The organism is Parabacteroides sp. AF14-59 (assembly GCF_003479515.1).
Taxonomy (GTDB): Bacteria; Bacteroidota; Bacteroidia; order Bacteroidales; family Tannerellaceae; genus Parabacteroides; species Parabacteroides faecis.
Window position 1 is genome coordinate 54,151 of sequence record NZ_QUHH01000016.1, and the last position, 17,204, is coordinate 71,354.

Here is a 17,204-nt window from a genome sequence, read left to right on the forward strand (position 1 = left end):
TTGTACTGATTATTATTCTTTTACAGCTATCACTTCGATCTCTACCAAACCATTCTTAGGCAAAGTCTTTACGGCAACAGCAGAACGGGCAGGGAAAGCACCTTCGAATTGAGAAGCATATACTTCGTTCATCGCAGCGAAATCACCCATATCTGCCAAAAATACGGTTGTTTTTACGACATCGCTGATATTGTATCCGGCTTCAGTCAGGATCGCTTTTACATTCTTGAAAGCCTGGGCAGTCTGTTCCTTTACGGCTCCTTCCACGAAATTACCGGTTGCGGGATCGATTCCTAGTTGTCCGGAAGCGAACAGCATGTTTCCTGCTTGTACAGCCTGGCTGTAAGGGCCTATTGCGGCAGGCGCATTTGTTGTTGCAATAACTTTTTTCATTGTGTTTATCTTTTTAGTTGTTTTGTTCTTCATTCATACGCTGGCGGACAACTTCATAGATCAGGATAGAGCTGGCTACCGATACATTCAGTGAGCCGATCGTTCCGAACTGCGGTATTTTTACCATACTGTCGCAGATACGCAGGTTATCCATCGAAACGCCTTTATCCTCCGCTCCCATTACGATAGCGACCGGACCGTCATATTTAATAGATGTATAGTTTTCGTAAGCCTTCTCGCTGGCTGCATATACTTTTACTCCGCTTGCCTGGAGGAAACGGATGGATTCTTCAATACTTTTCTCTTTGCAGACAGGCAATACATGCAATGCTCCGGCAGATGTCTTGATTGCATCCGCATTTACCGTAACGCTTCCTTTTGCCGGAATAACAATAGCATCCACACCGGCACATTCGCAGGTACGGGCTATCGCACCGAAATTACGGACATCCGTAATACCGTCCAGCAAGACGATAAAAGGATTTTTCCCCTGTTCGTAAACGAATGGTATAATGTCTTCCAGACGCTGATAAGTGACAGCCGGAATAAAGGCGATCACGCCTTGGTGATTCTTCCGTGTCAGGCGGTCCAGACGTTCAGCCGGTACACGCTGTACAGGAATCTCACGTCCTTTCAGCACTTCAAACAGTTCGCGGGAAAGTTCTCCCTGCAACTCGCGCTTTATAAGAATTTTATCTATTTCCTTATCGGCCTGGATAGCCTCGATCACGGCACGTATGCCGAATACCATTTCGTTTTCTTTCATCAAATATATATTAACTGTATGTTGTCAATTGAATGCGAATGCAAATATACAAACATTATTTACTGTTTCGCCGTTCCTTCACGCCTTGAATAAGAAATAATATTCCGGTGATGATAAGGGCTGAAGAGAGGCCTGTATAAAAAACAGAAATAAAGGAATCGGGTAATAACCGGGAATGACGGATTCCTACTCCTAAAATGATCATAAAAAACATCACAACCCAACCTTTAACATCAAAGAAAGAGAAAGGACAATTCTTTTCTCCTTTTTGAGCGATACGTCGGCTATGCTTCTTGAACAAACGTAGGAATACGAAATTGAGGAACAAGAGGAACACAATAACGGCTTCTCCCACCTTAAGCACAGAGTAATGGGCATCATGCATCCACGTGAGAGTCCCGATCCGGAGAATATTGACTCCGGCTATGATCCATACGCAACCTGCTATAAATAATAATATCTGCTTATTGACTCTGAACATCCGTTTACTTTTACTGCAATGCAAAAGTACGATTTTTAACGATATATCCTAATTTCAACAAGCTATGAAGCCTGCTTTTCACTTTCCAGTTCCTTTATTTCCTTATTCAGGAAAACAGAAAGGATAGTCCTTAAAACAACAATACCGCCAAGGATAGCCAGTTCGTCCAAACTGGGTTCCAGGACGGTTTTAAGAATATCGGAAGCTATCAGCAACTCTAATCCCAATAATAAATAAGTTCCTAATTCAGCTCGTAGCCGACGGATATTGACTGTTGAGTATTGGCCGGTAAACCGCTTGAGTTCATTTCCTAGAAAAGATATAAAAGCAACCAGCGCTCCGTAAGTAACGATCAGTAAACTTACCACGCTGATAACCGTAGCCAGAATATTCAGAAAATGTGTGAACATGAGTTTATTCTTTATAATAGGAACAAACTCATGTTCAGGAAAGTTCACTTAATATGTTTTTAGCTTCTGCGATAAACTTCGGAACGTTTACTTTCCTGTCGCTTGTTCTCTTTTTCCTTCTCTTTTTTATCTTTATCGCGTTTGTCATTATCACGCTTGTCATTACGTTTTTCATTACTGCGATAGCTGTCTCCTCGCTTATCGGATCTTTTATCCCGATCATACCGGTCATTTCCCGGTTTCGATGGTTTATTGAAATGCTGGTTATGATTTGGATTGGGACGATTATGATTGTCAGGGCGCCACTGTCCGTTATCATGATGACCGGGACGATCGTATTTACCCCGATACCATTTGCCATCATCAAAACGTCCATTCCATCGTCCGTTTGAATATTCCCATTGATTATGCCAGTAATGATCTTCATAACACCAGCAAACATCGGACGGACGGTAATTCGGATAATGAGGGTTATTATACCAACCCTGATAATCATGGATGCGCTGCGGACGTTCGCGAACAAAGCGAACATACAGGCGGAACTGCGAAGGAGAAAGGACACGCTGTAATTTACGGTCGCGCTCCATACGCAGATTAAAGATCTTCTTTGCAGACTGGTCCCAGTAACGATAATGTTTACGGGCCTCTTTCTCTATCTTCTGACCATATTTATGTACGAGATTATGATAATCAGCTGCCTGTCTTCCATTCAACCGCATGGCCTGCTCCATCCAGAGGCAACTCTGGCAATGGGGTTCATTCCAACCAAAACTGATCCAAAACTGAGCTTGTCCCGGCAAACTACACAACAAAATCAACAAACATATAAAGCTAATCCGTTTCATGACTTTTCGTTTTTAGTTAGTAATTACTTCTATGACCAGCCAAAGAAGAAATGGTTTAACGGCCTGATCAACGTTTGACCTTCAACAATTCTTTTGCGTTGGCGATAGAAGCTCCGGTCAACGATGCGCCACTCAACATACGGGCAACTTCCTTGATTCGTTCTTCCTTGTTGAGTTTCTTGATCCGGGTTATCGTACGTTCGGACGTATCTTCCTTATAGACAAAGAAATGATCTTTTCCTTTGGCGGCAATCTGAGGTAAATGAGTGATAGTGATTACTTGCATCTTTGATCCCAGATCCTGCATAATATCCCCCATTTTATCGGCGATATCACCGGAAACTCCTGTATCTACTTCATCAAAAATAATAGCTGGTAGAGCTGTGAATCCGGCAATCATTGCTTTTATACATAACATAAGGCGGGAAATTTCACCACCGGATGCTGTTTGAGCAACAGGTTGTAGTTCTCCACTCTTATTGGCAGAGAAAAGAAAACGTATATCGTCCATTCCATCGCTTTCCGGTTCCGGTCTGGCAACAAAATCCACAGCAAAACGAACATTCGGCATTCCCAATGGAATAACCATTTCCACTAACTGTTTGGCTATCGCATTCGATGCTATCTTACGCTGTTCGCTTAAAACGGCAGCCTGTTGGAGTAATTCCTGATAAGAAATATCCAATTGTCCTTTCAGAACATCGATCTGTTCGTCAAAAGAATCTATATCGCGTAATTGTTCAGTATATTTATCCTGTATCGCGATCAATTCTTCCACAGTGGCAACCCGGTGTTTTTGTTCCAAAGTATACAAGGTGTTCAGACGTTCATTTACCCATTCCAGGCGCTCCGGGTTGAATTCAACATCTTCTTTCAGAACATCAGTCTCCGAGGCCAGGTCGTTCAGGTCGATATAAGCAGAGCGCAAACGTTCTGCAATCTCTTTGGCTTTAGGATAGTAACGTTCCAACGAATCGACTGTTGAAAGAGCTTCTTTGATAAGCCGGACACTTCCCTGTTCTTCGCCATTCAGTAATTCGGTTATCTTATATAAGGAACTTTTGATGTCTTCGGCATGGGACAAGGTTTCCAATTCCTGTTCCAGTTCTTCCTGTTCTCCGGCAACCAGACGGGCATCGGTCAGTTGCTCCAACTGAAAACGGATATAATCCTCTTCCTGCCGGTTCTGCCCTGCCTTTTCTTCCAACTCTTTCAATTCCCGTTTCAAAGACTGATAACGCCGGTATTCTTTCCGGTACAGAATCAGAAGTATTTCATTCTCCGCCATTACATCGATCACCTTCAACTGGAAACGGTTATCTCCCAACAACAAGTTCTGATGTTGCGAATGGATATCGATCAGGCGGCTACCGAGTTCCTTCATAACAGTAAGAGGTACAGGGGAATCGTTGACAAACGCACGCGATTTACCGGAAGCGAACAATTCCCGGCGAAGGATACAGATTTCCGGATCATATTCGAGGTCGTTCACATGGAAAAACTCTTCCAACTGATACTTGGATACATCGAAAGTTGCTTCCATCACACATTTATCCGAGCCGTTCTTAATACTCTTCCCGTCTGCCCGTTGCCCGAGCACCAACGATAAGGCCCCTAAAATAATAGACTTTCCGGCTCCCGTTTCACCGGTGATAACCGAAAAGCCGTTATTGAACTGAATATCCAGGCTGTCTATTAAGACAAAATTCTGTATAAATAAAGATTTCAGCATAGTTCTTATTTACTTTTTGAGTGGCTCCAGACGTGTAGTCATTGCCGGATACAGATTGGACAGCATTTTATATCCTTCCTGCTTTTCAGTCGTGGTTGCCTTGGAATAAATGGCAACTACTTCATCCAGTTTGGAATCGGCAAACATTTGCAATAAAACAGAAGTCGGCCGGGTTTTCTTCAATTCCTCCAGGACAGGCAATAAAGAAAGGATCGTAGTACGTCCACGGTCTACATTTGCGGCCATTTCATCGAGGCCTTTGCGATGGTAGTTATACCACATATCGCGGTATCCTTCCGATGCATTTTCAGTCAGCGCGGTCGCTATTGCATGGCGGTTACGGTCACTGTCGAAAGCTTTCCAGCCATTCCATGACATTTGTGCCTGGGCCAGTGTAACGACTTGCTGTGCCTGCTGGTAGAAAGCGCTTCCTCCTTTAGGTGAAAAACTATCGAAATCAAGCCCTAAAATGGTGTACAGATAAAATATGACCGTAGCTGTAAGATTATTGCTCAGAGAATTCTCCGTATATTCCAGCGGTTCGAACTCTGTATAATCAAAATCGAGCTGGGTGTCACGGAAGTTCAGCAACGTAGTTATATAACTTGAATTGTAGACCGGGCGACTTGCCTGAACCTGTAATTCCGCCTTGAAGCTGTTATCAGAAGGCATTTCATTGATAATGATATTAAAAGTACAGTCAATCCGTTCGTTGATACCGAAGGTCGCATCCGTCCATTTCCGGTTATTGATAAACTCGATCAAAGCATTCTGCAATGTAGTAAATACCTGCTTGTTAGTACCCTGGATCTTATCACTATTGATTTTGACCTGGGCATTAAACTCATTTGCTTTATCTTGCGCTTTACCGATAAAAGGAATCGTTCCCAACAGGAACAGGAATAACAGTCTTTTAATCATTTTCATTTCAATAATGTTGCCAACTTGTTTACGATATCAGCAGCTACCCCTTGTTTTGATTTCAACGGATAACTGGTCAATTCTCCCTGATGGTCGATAATGGATATCTTATTGGTATCGCAACGGAAACCGGCACCAGCATCACGAAGTGAATTCAACACGATGAAATCGAGATTTTTCCGCTTCAACTTGCTTTCGGCATTTGTGGCTTCATTGTTCGTTTCCAAAGCAAAACCGACCAATACCTGCCCTTCCCGCTTGATTGCCCCCAAAGAAGCAGCAATATCCTTATTCGGGACCAGATGCAACGTCATCTCTTCTTTACTTTCACGCTTGATCTTTTCATCCGCCTGTACCTCCGGACGGTAATCGGCTACTGCCGCACATAAAATACCGGCATCCGCATCCGGAAAAGCTGCTATAGCTGCCTGATACATTTCTTCGGCTGACTCCACATCCACCCGATGTATGTTCGGATGCACAGTCGTCAACGATACCGGACCGGCTATCAATGTTACCTCCGCTCCTTGCTGTGCACAAGCTTCCGCCAATGCAAATCCCATCTTCCCGGAAGAATAGTTACCTATAAAACGTACGGGATCAATCTTTTCGTACGTCGGACCGGCTGTTATTACAATCTTTTTTTTTTCAAGGGCCGTTTGGGGAACAAAAAACTCTTCCAGAACGGCAATGATCTTATCCGGTTCTTCCATCCTGCCTTTACCTACTAGATGGCTTGCCAGTTCGCCTTCAGCAGGTTCAATGATATGGTTTCCGAATGAACGGAGACGGTCCAGGTTCTGCTGTGTCGAAGGGTGGGCGAACATATCCAGGTCCATTGCCGGTGCGATGAAAACGGGTGCCTTACATGACAGATAGGTGGTCACCAACATATTATCGGCTATTCCGTTCGCCATCTTGCCGATCGTCGAAGCCGTTGCCGGAGCGATCAGCATCGCATCAGCCCACAAACCCAGATCGACATGGCTGTGCCAGGAACCGTCACGGTTAGAGAAAAACTCACTGATAACAGGATTACTGCTTAACGCAGAGAGGGTTATGGGGGTAATAAACTCTTTTCCCGCCGGGGTTATCACAACCTGCACTTCAGCTCCTTTTTTGACTAATGCACGGATAATATAGGCTGCCTTATAAGCCGCTATACTTCCTGTTATTCCTAGTATGATATGTTTACCTTTCAGCATCTTTCTCCTTATAAACGCAACATCAGAATGTCGCGTGTTACCTTACTGTCAATATTATGATGTTCACCCAAATGCCAGCCTTGTTTATCCACCGGGGCTGAGAGTGCATCCAGATCGCTTTCTTTAATACCGCATTCGCTCAAGCGGGTTTTCAGCCCCATACGGCGGAAAAAGTCTTCGCAGGCTGTAATTGTTTTACGGGCACGTTCTTCTTCCGTCCCTTCGGTTATGCCGAAAACGACTTCACCCATACGGGCCAGTTTCACCTGTTTTTCCTTGAACATATAAGTCATTACACCCGGCAGAAGAATAGCCAGTGTTTGTGCATGGTCCAAACCGAACTGAGCTGTCAAAGCATATCCCATACGATGAGAAGACCAATCCTGCGGAACACCCTGGCCGATCCATACGTTCAATGCATTGGTCGCTGCCCACATCAGGTTGGCACGGATATCGTAATCATGCGGATGATCCAAAACTTTTATGCCTTCTTCATAGATCACCTTCATCAGACCTTCGGAAAAAGCATCCTGTACTTTGGCATTGACCGGATAAGTCAGATATTGCTCCACGACATGGATGAAAGAATCCACAACACCGTTAGCAACCTGTCTTGCCGGTAGTGAATAAGTCACTTCCGGATCGAGTACGGCAAACTGAGGGAATACCATAGGACTCGCGAAATTCAATTTCTCACGGGTTTCCACACGTGAAATAACAGAACGTTCGTTCATTTCAGAGCCGGTTGCCGATAACGTCAGTACAACGCCTAAAGGTAATGCCTTTTTAATAACACCTCCTTTGGAGAGAATATCCCAAGGTTCGCCTTCATAATAATAAGCCGCTGCAATAAACTTGGTAGCATCGATAACGGAGCCACCTCCTACTGCCAGCAGGAAATCAATATTTTTTTCTTTAACGATCTCCACTGCTTTCATACAGGTTTCATAATGCGGATTGGCTTCGATACCCGGAAATTCGGTTACTTCAAAACCCTTCAGCGCATTTGTTACCTGGTCATAGATACCGTTTTTCTTAATACTGCCGCCTCCATAAACCATCAGCACCTTGCTTCCGGTAGGGATCAAAGCGGATAAACGTGCAATTGTGCCTTTCCCGAACACTACTTTTACAGGATTGGCAAACTCAAAGTTATTCATTGCTGTTATTTCGAATTAAAACCTCTCAATTTGATTTCGGTAAGCACTTTTTTCGTATTCAACGGGAAATCGCCATTCATGATCCAGGAATAATATCCCGGGTCGTTCTTCAACACTTCTTCTACCAGTTTTCCTCTGTATTTACCGAAATTGATGGTTTCCTTACCATCTTCATTGTAAACCATACGGCCTGCAAAATCCACATTATTGGTGAAGCTGGAATATTTGGAAAGAAATTCTATATCATTCTGCAAATCATCCGGATAACGATCAAGTTGTGCTTTTAATATCTCATAAGTCGCCATTGTATCAGCTTCTGCGGTATGGGCATTCTCCAGGCTCTTATCGCAATAAAACTTATAGGCAGCAGAAAGTGTGCGCTGTTCCATCTTATGGAAAATAGTCTGTACATCGACAAACTTGCGCTTGTTCAGATCGATATCCACTCCGGCACGAAGGAATTCTTCAACCAGTAAAGGAATATCGAAGCGGTTGGAATTATATCCGGCCAAATCACAGCCTTCGATCTGTGCAGCCAGCGATTTGGCTATCTCTTTAAAAGTGGGGCAATCTTTTACGTCTTCATCCGTGATGCCGTGGATCGCCGTCGATTCCGGTGGAATGGGCATTTCCGGGTTGATACGTCTCGTCTTACACTCTTCTTTGCCGTTAGGGTGAACCTTTACAAAAGAGATTTCAACGATACGGTCTTTAACAATATTTATACCCGTAGTCTCCAGGTCGAAGAAGACTAACGGGTTTCTCAGATTTAATTGCATTTTTTATTTATTAGTCATTCAACATCATTGGCATAAGCAGCATCAGTTGGTCTTCGTTCTCTTCATTTTCTGCAGGAACGATCAGACCGGCACGTGAGGGGTCTGCCAATTCAAGAATTACTTCTTCCGAATTGATATTACTTAATATTTCAATCAGATAGGTTGCCTTGAAACCGATATTCAGTTCTGTCCCGTCGAACTGGCAAACGATCTTTTCTTCTGCGGAAGTAGAAAAATCTATATCCTGTGCAGATACGACCATTTCACTCTCCTTCAACTGCAACTTAACCAGGCTGCTTGCCGGATTAGAGAAAACAGAAACACGCTTCAAAGCATTCAGGAAGGATACACGGTCAATCGTTACCTTGAACGGATTATCTTGTGGAATTACACTGTTATAATTCGGATAACGACCTTCGATCAGGCGGCAAACCATTTCAAAGTTTGTACAATTCACATAAGCATTGTTGTCGTCGAACTTGATATTAACCATTTCAGTTTCCTTACCCAGCAGATTCTTTAACAGGTTAGCCGGTTTCTTCGGTAATATAAAGGAAGCTCTTTCCGGTGATTTCACCGACAGGTTACGCAAACGCACCAATTTATGTCCGTCTGATGCCACAAATGTCAGGTCATCCGTATGGATATCAAAATAGATACCATTCATAACCGGACGAAGTTCATCGTCTGCCGTAGCAAAAAGAGATCGGCTGATACCATTCAGTAACATCTGTGAATCTACAGTAATGGCGATCGCATTATCGTTCAACGGTTTTTGTTGCGGATAAGTATCCCCTTTCTGACCGATGAAATTGTATTTACCGTTCTGGAAATGAATAAAGATCTCCAGATTCTCGTCGTTGATATCAAAAGTTAGCGGTTGCTCCGGCAGCTCTTTCAGAGGATCGAGCAGGATCTTGGCAGAAACGGCGAAAAGTCCGGTTCCTTTTGCATTCATCACTTCAACAGAAGTAACCAGACGTGTTTCAGCATCCGAAGCTGTTATAGTCAGTTTATTACCATCAAGGTCGAACAGGAAACTGTCGAGGATCGGTAAAGAATTCTTAGACGCAATAACTTTGCTGATAGACTGCAAACGGGATAACAGCGCAGTGCTGGATACATCAAATCTCATGGTTCTTAATTGTTTATATTATTAATTTTATTATTGTACATTATTTAGTGACGCATCGTCAACGCCCATACAAAAGTAAAAAAATATTTGATTCTATCCATTATAATCTCCGTTACTTTTCTCTTGATAGAAAAGTAACCAAAAGATCAAGCCAAAAGTAACATACTAAATATGAAAACAAAAAAGAGGTCCTTCATGACGAAGAACCTCTTTTCTATATCTCTTATTACGAAAGATTATTTCGCGAAATAATCTTTTACTGCTTCGTTAGGAATCATTTCTTCCTGGAAGATGTAAGCACCAGTTTTCGGAGACTTAACCATTTTGATTACTTTTGAATAAGTACGGCCGTCACCTTTCTTAAATGTTGCAACTGCTTTTTTTGCCATCGTTTAAAATCTCCTATTACTTAATTTCTTTGTGTAAAGTCATCTTCTTCAGAATCGGATTGTACTTCATCAGTTCCAATCTCTGAGTTGTATTTTTTCTATTCTTTGTAGTGATGTATCTGGATGTACCCGGCATACCACTTTCTTTGTGTTCAGTACATTCCATGATTACCTGAACTCTGTTACCTTTTGCTTTCTTTGCCATTTTTTCTTTTCCTCCAAATTAAGCGTTTAAATAACCTTTTTCAGCTGCTTTTTTAATTGCTGCATCTAAGCCAAGCTTATTGATAGTACGCAAGCCTGCGGCTGAAATATTCAGGCTAACCCAACAATCTTGTTCTACCCAGTAGAACTTTTTAGTAAACAGGTTAACATCAAACTTACGTTTCGTTCTTCTCTTAGAGTGAGAAACGTTGTTGCCAACCATTGCTTTCTTTCCGGTAATTTGACAAATTTTAGACATTGCTATCTTCTTTTTTTATTAACGCAATAAATTAATTACAACTCCTGCTATCTGTCTTCCCTTCCGAACTAGCATCATGATCAGAACGAAGATTCTAATAGAGTTTCTCTCTTTACAGGGCGCAAAGGTAAATATTATTTTTGATTCTACCATACAAATCTCCGATAAATTTCACCTATACTTACATATATACTCCCGTGCAACAAAAATACAACTTTATTGGTTTTACTAATAATAATAAACATAAATACTTACGTAAAAATGGCTAGAAATTTTAAAGAAGCAGTAGAACACAGGAGAACATACTATCACATCACTAACAGCTCTCCTATTTCAGACAATGAGATTAAAGAGATCATCGCATTTGCAGTGAAAAACGTACCTTCCGCTTTCAACTCGCAATCGTCACGGGTCGTTCTTCTTTTAGGAAAGAACCATAAGAAGTTCTGGGATATCACAAAAGAAGCATTAAAAGCGATTGTTCCGGCAGAAGCATTTGAAAAAACGCTTGCAAAGATCAATACCAGCTTCGATTGCGGGTACGGAACTATTTTATACTTTGAAGATATGGCAGTAGTGGAAAACTTACAGAAAGCTTTTCCGACCTACAAAGATAATTTCCCAATCTGGTCGCAACAAACTTCCGCCATGCACCAGTTCGCTATCTGGACGATGCTGGAAGATGCCGGTCTGGGTGCTTCCCTGCAACATTACAATCCATTGATCGATGAAATGGTGCAAAATGAATGGAAACTCGACCCGAACTGGAAGCTGATCGCACAAATGCCGTTCGGTACACCGACCGAAGGACCGGGAGGAAAAGAATTCGACCCGATGGGAGAACGTTTCCTTACTTTTGAATAATTAAAACGAAAGGTTATGAAATATGACATAGCCATTATCGGAGGAGGACCCGCCGGCTATACAGCCGGTGAACGGGCCGCCGAGAATGGATTAAAAACAATACTCTTTGAAAAGAATGCCATTGGCGGAGTCTGCCTGAACGAAGGTTGTATTCCTACCAAGACATTATTATATTCAGCAAAAATACTGGATAGCATAAAGAGTGCTTCCAAATATGGAATACAGGCAGATGATAACCCGGGGTTCGACCTCGGCAAGATCATCGCACGAAAAAATAAGACCGTAAAGAAACTGACACTGGGTGTGAAAGCCAAATTGAACGGAAACGGTGTAACAATCGTGCAGGGTGAAGCTTTGATCCGGGGAGAAGAAGAGGGATACATCCTGATCCAATGCGGTGAAGAAGTATTTGCGGTAAAAAATATTTTGCTCTGTACCGGTTCGGAAACCGTCATTCCACCGATAAAAGGACTGTCGGATATTGCCTACTGGACATCGAGAGAGGCTCTGGACATAAAAGAGCTGCCCCGTTCGGTCGCCATTATCGGCGGCGGAGTGATCGGCATGGAATTCGCATCCTTTTTTAACAGTATGGGTGTAAAAGTAAAAGTCATTGAGATGATGCCCGAAATACTCGGTGCGATGGATAAGGAAATATCCGCCATGCTCCGAACAGAATACACCAAAAGAGGTGTTGAGTTCTTTCTTGAAACCAAGGTTATTGAAGTCACTTCCGACAGCGTGATCGTTGAAAAAGACGGAAAGACGGAAACGATCGAAGCAGATAAAATACTGGTCAGTGTCGGGCGAAAAGCCAATACAGCGAATCTGGGTCTTGAAACCATTGGCATCGAACTCTTGCGGAACGGCGTAAAAGTAAATGAATACATGCAAACCTCCCACCCCAATGTCTATGCCTGCGGAGACGTCACCGGTTTCTCCATGCTGGCCCATACGGCATACAGGGAAGCGGAAGTTGCCATCAATCATTTGCTGGGACATGACGACCGGATGAGTTATAAAGCGATTCCGGCTGTCGTTTACACCAATCCGGAAGTCGCCAGTGTCGGGAAAACGGAAGAAGAGTTGCAGGCTACCGGCAGTATATATAATGTAGTAAAGATACCGATGACCTATTCCGGCCGTTTTATGGCAGAGAACGAAGGAATCACCGGTTTATGCAAACTGATCACCGATACGGACGACCGTATCATCGGTTGCCAACTGCTGGGAAACCCGGCTTCCGAAATCATTATTATAGCCGGTATCGCTATCGAAAACGGTTTCACGACGGAAGAGTTCAAAAAGAATATCTTTCCCCATCCGACAGTCGGGGAAGTCATTCACGAAAGTTTATATATGTAATGCTCTGCATTCACAACACCCATACAGACGCCTGGTTCAATCTGGCAGCAGAAGAGTATCTTCTGAAGAATTTCTCTGAAGACATTTTCATGTTATGGCAGAATGAACCGGCCGTCGTTATCGGTAAATATCAAAATATATGGGCGGAAGCAGATCTTGAATATGCCGGACAAAAGCAAATCAAACTGGCGCGCCGTTACTCCGGCGGAGGTGCCGTATATCACGACATGGGCAATCTGAACCTTTCTTTTATCGAAAACAGCAGTCAGATCCGCCCGACCGGATTTACCAACAACATCATAGATTTCCTGGAGACTTACGGTTTGCATGCCTACTCCGACGAAAGACAGGGCTTGACTATCGACGGTCTGAAAGTATCCGGTAGCGCACAAGCCATCCATAAACGGAGGATGCTGCACCATGCCACTCTTTTGTTTTCCACCGATCTGGAAACGCTCGAACATGTGCTTTGTCCATCGATAGAATATACTACCGGACATGATACGGCAGCCCGTCCCTATTTCGTTCCGTCGGTAAAAAGTCCGGTGACCAATCTGTGCGGCAAACTGCCTGTCCCCATCACCATCGACAAATTCAAGCAGTCTTTGCTGGCTTATTTCTCTGCGCGCAGCACAGCCTTCCGACCATACAAATTCACAGACCAGGACCTGGAGGAGATTCGGTTGTTAAGGAATAAAAAATATGCTGACGAAAACTGGATATTCAATACTTACACCCTGTAATATAGAACTTTCCGTATCTCTTCCTTGTTCCATTATAACAATAGAACAGACCGAAATATTCACGGTCGATTTATTTATCCGGCGATAACAAAAAGAAATAAATTAATTATACTATGGCTACATTCGAAATAAAAATGCCCAAACTGGGCGAAAGTATTACAGAAGGAACCATTATTTCCTGGTCTGTAAAAACAGGTGATTTCATCAAAGAAGACGATGTACTTTTCGAAGTAAGTACGGCAAAGGTCAGTGCGGAAATACCTTCCCCCGTTGCCGGAAAAGTACTTGAAATATTATTCCAGGAAGGCGACACGGTTGCAGTAGGTACAACAGTCGCAGTAATCCTGCTGGAAGGTTCGGAAGAAGAGGAAGCACCCGATCATACAGCTTCAGAACAAAAAGTTGAAAAAGAAACGACAGCCGCTGCTCCTGCCGGGAATAGCAACACGATATCTTCGGCACCGGTGCCTAAAGCACAAGCCGCCCAGGAAGACGGGAGATGGTATTCGCCTGTCGTACTCCAAATGGCCCGCGAAGCCAATTTGTCGCAAGAGGAACTGGATCAGATTCCCGGAACAGGTTACATGGGACGTTTGAGCAAAAAAGATATGAAAGATTACCTCTCCGGAAAGAAAAATACCGCTTCGGGAACGAAAGTGCAGCAGCCCTCACAGGCAGTATCGGCCAGCAAACCGGAACCTGCTCCACAAAGCAAAGCAGCTTCTGCAACTCCGGTTACTTCTGCCCCATCCGCTCCGGCTTCTGCTCCGTCAATACCCGTATCGGCAAACGGCGAGGACAAAATAGTCGAGATGGATCGTGTCGGCCGGATCATTGCTGATCATATGGTCATGTCGAAGAACGTCTCACCTCATGTCACAACGGTTGTGGAAGTAGATGTAACCAAACTGGTTCAATGGCGCTCCCGCACAAAGGATGTATTCCGGAAACGCGAAGGTATCAGTCTGACCTATATGCCGGCCATCACGGAAGCGACAGCTAAAGCTCTAGCCGAATTTCCGCAGGTTAACGCCTCTGTCAACGGCTATCAGATCATTCTGAAAAAGCATATCAATGTAGGAATAGCAGTTTCACTGGATGACGGCAATCTGATTGTCCCGGTCGTACGTGATGCCGACAAGCTGAATCTGAACGGCCTTGCCGTTGCCATCGATTCTCTGGCCAATAAAGCACGTGCCAATAAACTTGCGCCGGATGATATACAAGGAGGAACTTTCACGATCACTAACTTCGGTACATTCAAGAACCTGTTTGCCACTCCGATCATCAATCAACCGCAGGTGGCCATCCTGGGTGTCGGTTATATAGAAAAGAAACCGGCTGTCATTGAAACACCTGAAGGCGACACGATCGGAATACGCCATAAGATGTATCTGTCCCTGTCATACGACCATCGTCTTATCAACGGTGCTTTGGGCGGTGCTTTCCTGCGCTACATTGCCGATTATCTGGAAAACTGGAATCTTTAATAATTAAATTACTCAAACATGAAAAAGTACGATATAAAGACTACGGATAAAGAAACCCTGAAAAAGTGGTTCTATCTGATGACACTTGGCCGGGCTCTCGACGAAAAGGCCCCTGCCTACCTGCTACAATCGTTAGGTTGGTCATATCATGCTCCATACGCCGGACATGACGGGATTCAACTTGCGATCGGGCAGGTTTTCAAAAAGGGAGAAGATTTCCTGTTCCCCTATTACCGGGACATGCTCACGGTATTATCGGCCGGAATGACTCCTGAAGAAATTATACTGAACGGTATCTCTAAGGCGACCGACCTGACTGGTGCCGGACGGCATATGTCGAACCACTTCGCCAAAACGGAGTGGAATATAGAAAATATCTCTTCCGCAACAGGTACACACGACCTGCATGCGGCTGGTGTCGGACGTGCGATGGTTTACTACAAACACAAAGGAGTTGCTATCACTTCCCACGGTGAATCCGCCACTTCCGAAGGTTTCGTGTATGAAGCGATAAACGGTGCCAGCACGGAACGCCTGCCGGTTATCTTTGTTATTCAGGACAACGGGTACGGCATTTCTGTTCCGAAGGAGGATCAGACAGCTAATCGAAAGGTGGCTGATAACTTCTCCGGTTTCAAAAACCTGAGGATTATCCATTGTAACGGTAAGGACGTATTCGACTCCATGAATGCCATGACGGAAGCAAAAGAATATGCCCTGAACCGTACACCGGTAATCGTACAGGCAAACTGTGTCCGTATCGGTTCACATTCCAATTCGGATAAACATACTTTATACCGCGATGAAAACGAGCTGAACTATGTAAAGGCAGCCGACCCTTTGTACAAATTCCGCCGTATGCTTCTCCGTTACAAACGATTTACGGAAGAAGAATTGAAGGAGATAGAAGACAAAGCAAAGAAAGACCTGAGCGCAGCCAACCGGAAAGCATTGGCCGCACCCGATCCGGATCCTGTCACCGTCACTGACTTTGTTTTGCCCGAGCCTTATATCCCTACCAAATATACGAACGGCATACACGATGAAAACGGAGAAAAAGAAACATTGGTCACCGCCATCAACAAAACACTGAAAGCAGAATTCCGTCACAACCCGGACACGTTCATCTGGGGACAGGATATTGCCAACAAAGAGAAAGGCGGCGTTTTCAATATCTCAAAAGGAATGCAGCAAGAGTTCGGCGATGCCCGTGTCTTCAATGCCCCGATTGCCGAAGACTATATCGTCGGTACGGCCAATGGTATGTGCCGCTTCGATCCTAAAATCCATGTTGTAATAGAAGGGGCCGAATTTGCCGATTACTTCTGGCCCGCAGTAGAACAGTATGTGGAATGTACCCACGAATACTGGAGAAGCTACGGACGGTTCACTCCCAACATCACGCTTCGTCTGGCTTCCGGAGGTTATATCGGAGGAGGTTTATATCACTCCCAGACTATCGAAGGGGCGCTGACTACGTTGCCCGGTGCACGGATCGTCTATCCTTCTTTTGCCGATGATGCTGCCGGTTTACTCCGGACGAGCATGCGGTCGAAAGGCTTCACCTTGTTTCTCGAACCGAAAGCTTTATATAATGCAGTTGAAGCATCTGCCGTCGTTCCCGATGATTTTGAAGTCCCATTCGGCAAGGCACGCATCCGCCGGGCAGGCGACGATATGAGTATCATTACATATGGTAATACCACTCATCTCTGCCTGAATGTTGCCGAACGGTTACAGAAAGAGCATAACAGGAATGTCGAAGTGATCGATCTCCGTTCGCTTATTCCGTTGGATAAAGAGACTATTTTTGAATCCGTTAAAAAGACCAGTAAAGTACTGATCGTACATGAAGACAAAGTGTTCTCCGGTTTTGGAGCCGAAATTGCCAGTATGATCGGTGCCGAGTTGTTCCAATATCTGGATGCCCCGATACAGCGTGTCGGTTCGATCTTTACCCCCGTCGGATTCAATCCGATACTCGAGAAGGCTATCCTTCCCAATGAGGAGAAGATATATAAGGCGGCTAAAGAACTATTGGAGTATTAAGATAACAGAAAGGC

19 protein-coding genes are annotated in these 17,204 nt (G+C 44.1%); 5 read left to right on the forward strand and 14 right to left on the reverse strand.

Annotated elements, in window-relative coordinates:
* Positions 1-12 precede the first annotated feature (12 nt).
* The 14 genes from DWW23_RS16870 to rpmB form a co-directional block, all read right to left on the reverse strand.
* Positions 13-393, reverse strand: coding sequence for a RidA family protein (locus DWW23_RS16870; RefSeq protein ID WP_122354441.1), 381 nt, complete (start codon positions 391-393; stop codon positions 13-15).
* 13 nt (positions 394-406) lie between these two features.
* Positions 407-1,159 (reverse strand): 23S rRNA (guanosine(2251)-2'-O)-methyltransferase RlmB, encoded by a 753-nt coding sequence (gene rlmB, locus DWW23_RS16875; RefSeq protein ID WP_122354442.1) that lies wholly within the window; start codon positions 1,157-1,159, stop codon positions 407-409.
* 55 nt (positions 1,160-1,214) lie between these two features.
* Positions 1,215-1,640, reverse strand: coding sequence for a hypothetical protein (locus DWW23_RS16880; RefSeq protein ID WP_122354443.1), 426 nt, complete (start codon positions 1,638-1,640; stop codon positions 1,215-1,217).
* 62 nt (positions 1,641-1,702) lie between these two features.
* A complete protein-coding gene (locus tag DWW23_RS16885; RefSeq protein WP_122354444.1) occupies positions 1,703-2,050 on the reverse strand; it encodes a DUF1622 domain-containing protein in 348 nt (115 codons plus the stop codon).
* A 59-nt stretch (positions 2,051-2,109) separates the two neighbouring features.
* Positions 2,110-2,895 carry a hypothetical protein gene (locus DWW23_RS16890; protein ID WP_122354445.1) on the reverse strand — a complete coding sequence of 262 codons (786 nt, stop codon included), beginning with the start codon at positions 2,893-2,895 and terminating at the stop codon, positions 2,110-2,112.
* A 67-nt stretch (positions 2,896-2,962) separates the two neighbouring features.
* Positions 2,963-4,627 (reverse strand): DNA repair protein RecN, encoded by a 1,665-nt coding sequence (recN, locus tag DWW23_RS16895; RefSeq protein ID WP_122354446.1) that lies wholly within the window; start codon positions 4,625-4,627, stop codon positions 2,963-2,965.
* 9 nt (positions 4,628-4,636) lie between these two features.
* Positions 4,637-5,554, reverse strand: a complete 918-nt coding sequence (locus DWW23_RS16900) for a DUF4835 family protein (RefSeq protein ID WP_122354447.1) — start codon at positions 5,552-5,554, stop codon at positions 4,637-4,639.
* Positions 5,551-6,753, reverse strand: a complete 1,203-nt coding sequence (coaBC, locus tag DWW23_RS16905; RefSeq protein WP_122354448.1) for a bifunctional phosphopantothenoylcysteine decarboxylase/phosphopantothenate--cysteine ligase CoaBC — start codon at positions 6,751-6,753, stop codon at positions 5,551-5,553. Before coaBC ends, DWW23_RS16900 begins: the two co-directional genes overlap by 4 nt.
* Positions 6,754-6,761: 8 nt before the next feature.
* Positions 6,762-7,913 (reverse strand): iron-containing alcohol dehydrogenase, encoded by a 1,152-nt coding sequence (locus DWW23_RS16910; protein ID WP_122354449.1) that lies wholly within the window; start codon positions 7,911-7,913, stop codon positions 6,762-6,764.
* 5 nt (positions 7,914-7,918) lie between these two features.
* Positions 7,919-8,692, reverse strand: a complete 774-nt coding sequence (locus DWW23_RS16915; RefSeq protein WP_122354450.1) for a 3'-5' exonuclease — start codon at positions 8,690-8,692, stop codon at positions 7,919-7,921.
* Positions 8,693-8,702: 10 nt separating this feature from the next.
* Positions 8,703-9,827: a DNA polymerase III subunit beta gene (dnaN, locus tag DWW23_RS16920; RefSeq protein ID WP_122354451.1), complete on the reverse strand. Its 1,125-nt coding sequence runs from the start codon at positions 9,825-9,827 to the stop codon at positions 8,703-8,705.
* Between the two features lie 236 nt (positions 9,828-10,063).
* Complete coding sequence (locus DWW23_RS16925; protein ID WP_005638125.1) at positions 10,064-10,216, reverse strand: DUF4295 domain-containing protein; 153 nt, start codon at positions 10,214-10,216, stop codon at positions 10,064-10,066.
* A 16-nt stretch (positions 10,217-10,232) separates the two neighbouring features.
* Positions 10,233-10,421: a 50S ribosomal protein L33 gene (rpmG, locus tag DWW23_RS16930; protein ID WP_007657199.1), complete on the reverse strand. Its 189-nt coding sequence runs from the start codon at positions 10,419-10,421 to the stop codon at positions 10,233-10,235.
* A gap of 18 nt (positions 10,422-10,439) precedes the next feature.
* On the reverse strand, positions 10,440-10,679 hold the full coding sequence (rpmB, locus tag DWW23_RS16935; RefSeq protein WP_005638129.1) for a 50S ribosomal protein L28: 240 nt from the start codon (positions 10,677-10,679) through the stop codon (positions 10,440-10,442).
* Positions 10,680-10,940: 261 nt separating this feature from the next.
* On the opposite strand from rpmB, the gene DWW23_RS16940 reads away from it, so the two are divergent.
* The 5 genes from DWW23_RS16940 to DWW23_RS16960 all read left to right on the forward strand — a co-directional run bounded on the left by DWW23_RS16940 (position 10,941) and on the right by DWW23_RS16960 (position 17,190).
* Entirely contained in the window at positions 10,941-11,543 is a 603-nt protein-coding gene (locus DWW23_RS16940) for a nitroreductase family protein (RefSeq protein ID WP_122354452.1), read from the forward strand.
* A 15-nt stretch (positions 11,544-11,558) separates the two neighbouring features.
* Positions 11,559-12,908 (forward strand): dihydrolipoyl dehydrogenase, encoded by a 1,350-nt coding sequence (gene lpdA, locus DWW23_RS16945; protein WP_122354453.1) that lies wholly within the window; start codon positions 11,559-11,561, stop codon positions 12,906-12,908.
* Complete coding sequence (locus DWW23_RS16950; protein ID WP_122354454.1) at positions 12,908-13,651, forward strand: biotin/lipoate A/B protein ligase family protein; 744 nt, start codon at positions 12,908-12,910, stop codon at positions 13,649-13,651. The genes lpdA and DWW23_RS16950 overlap by 1 nt, the downstream gene beginning before the upstream one ends.
* Before the next feature lie 113 nt (positions 13,652-13,764).
* Positions 13,765-15,141, forward strand: a complete 1,377-nt coding sequence (locus tag DWW23_RS16955) for a dihydrolipoamide acetyltransferase family protein (RefSeq protein WP_122354455.1) — start codon at positions 13,765-13,767, stop codon at positions 15,139-15,141.
* Between the two features lie 18 nt (positions 15,142-15,159).
* Positions 15,160-17,190 (forward strand): thiamine pyrophosphate-dependent enzyme, encoded by a 2,031-nt coding sequence (locus DWW23_RS16960; RefSeq protein WP_122354456.1) that lies wholly within the window; start codon positions 15,160-15,162, stop codon positions 17,188-17,190.
* Positions 17,191-17,204 lie beyond the last annotated feature (14 nt).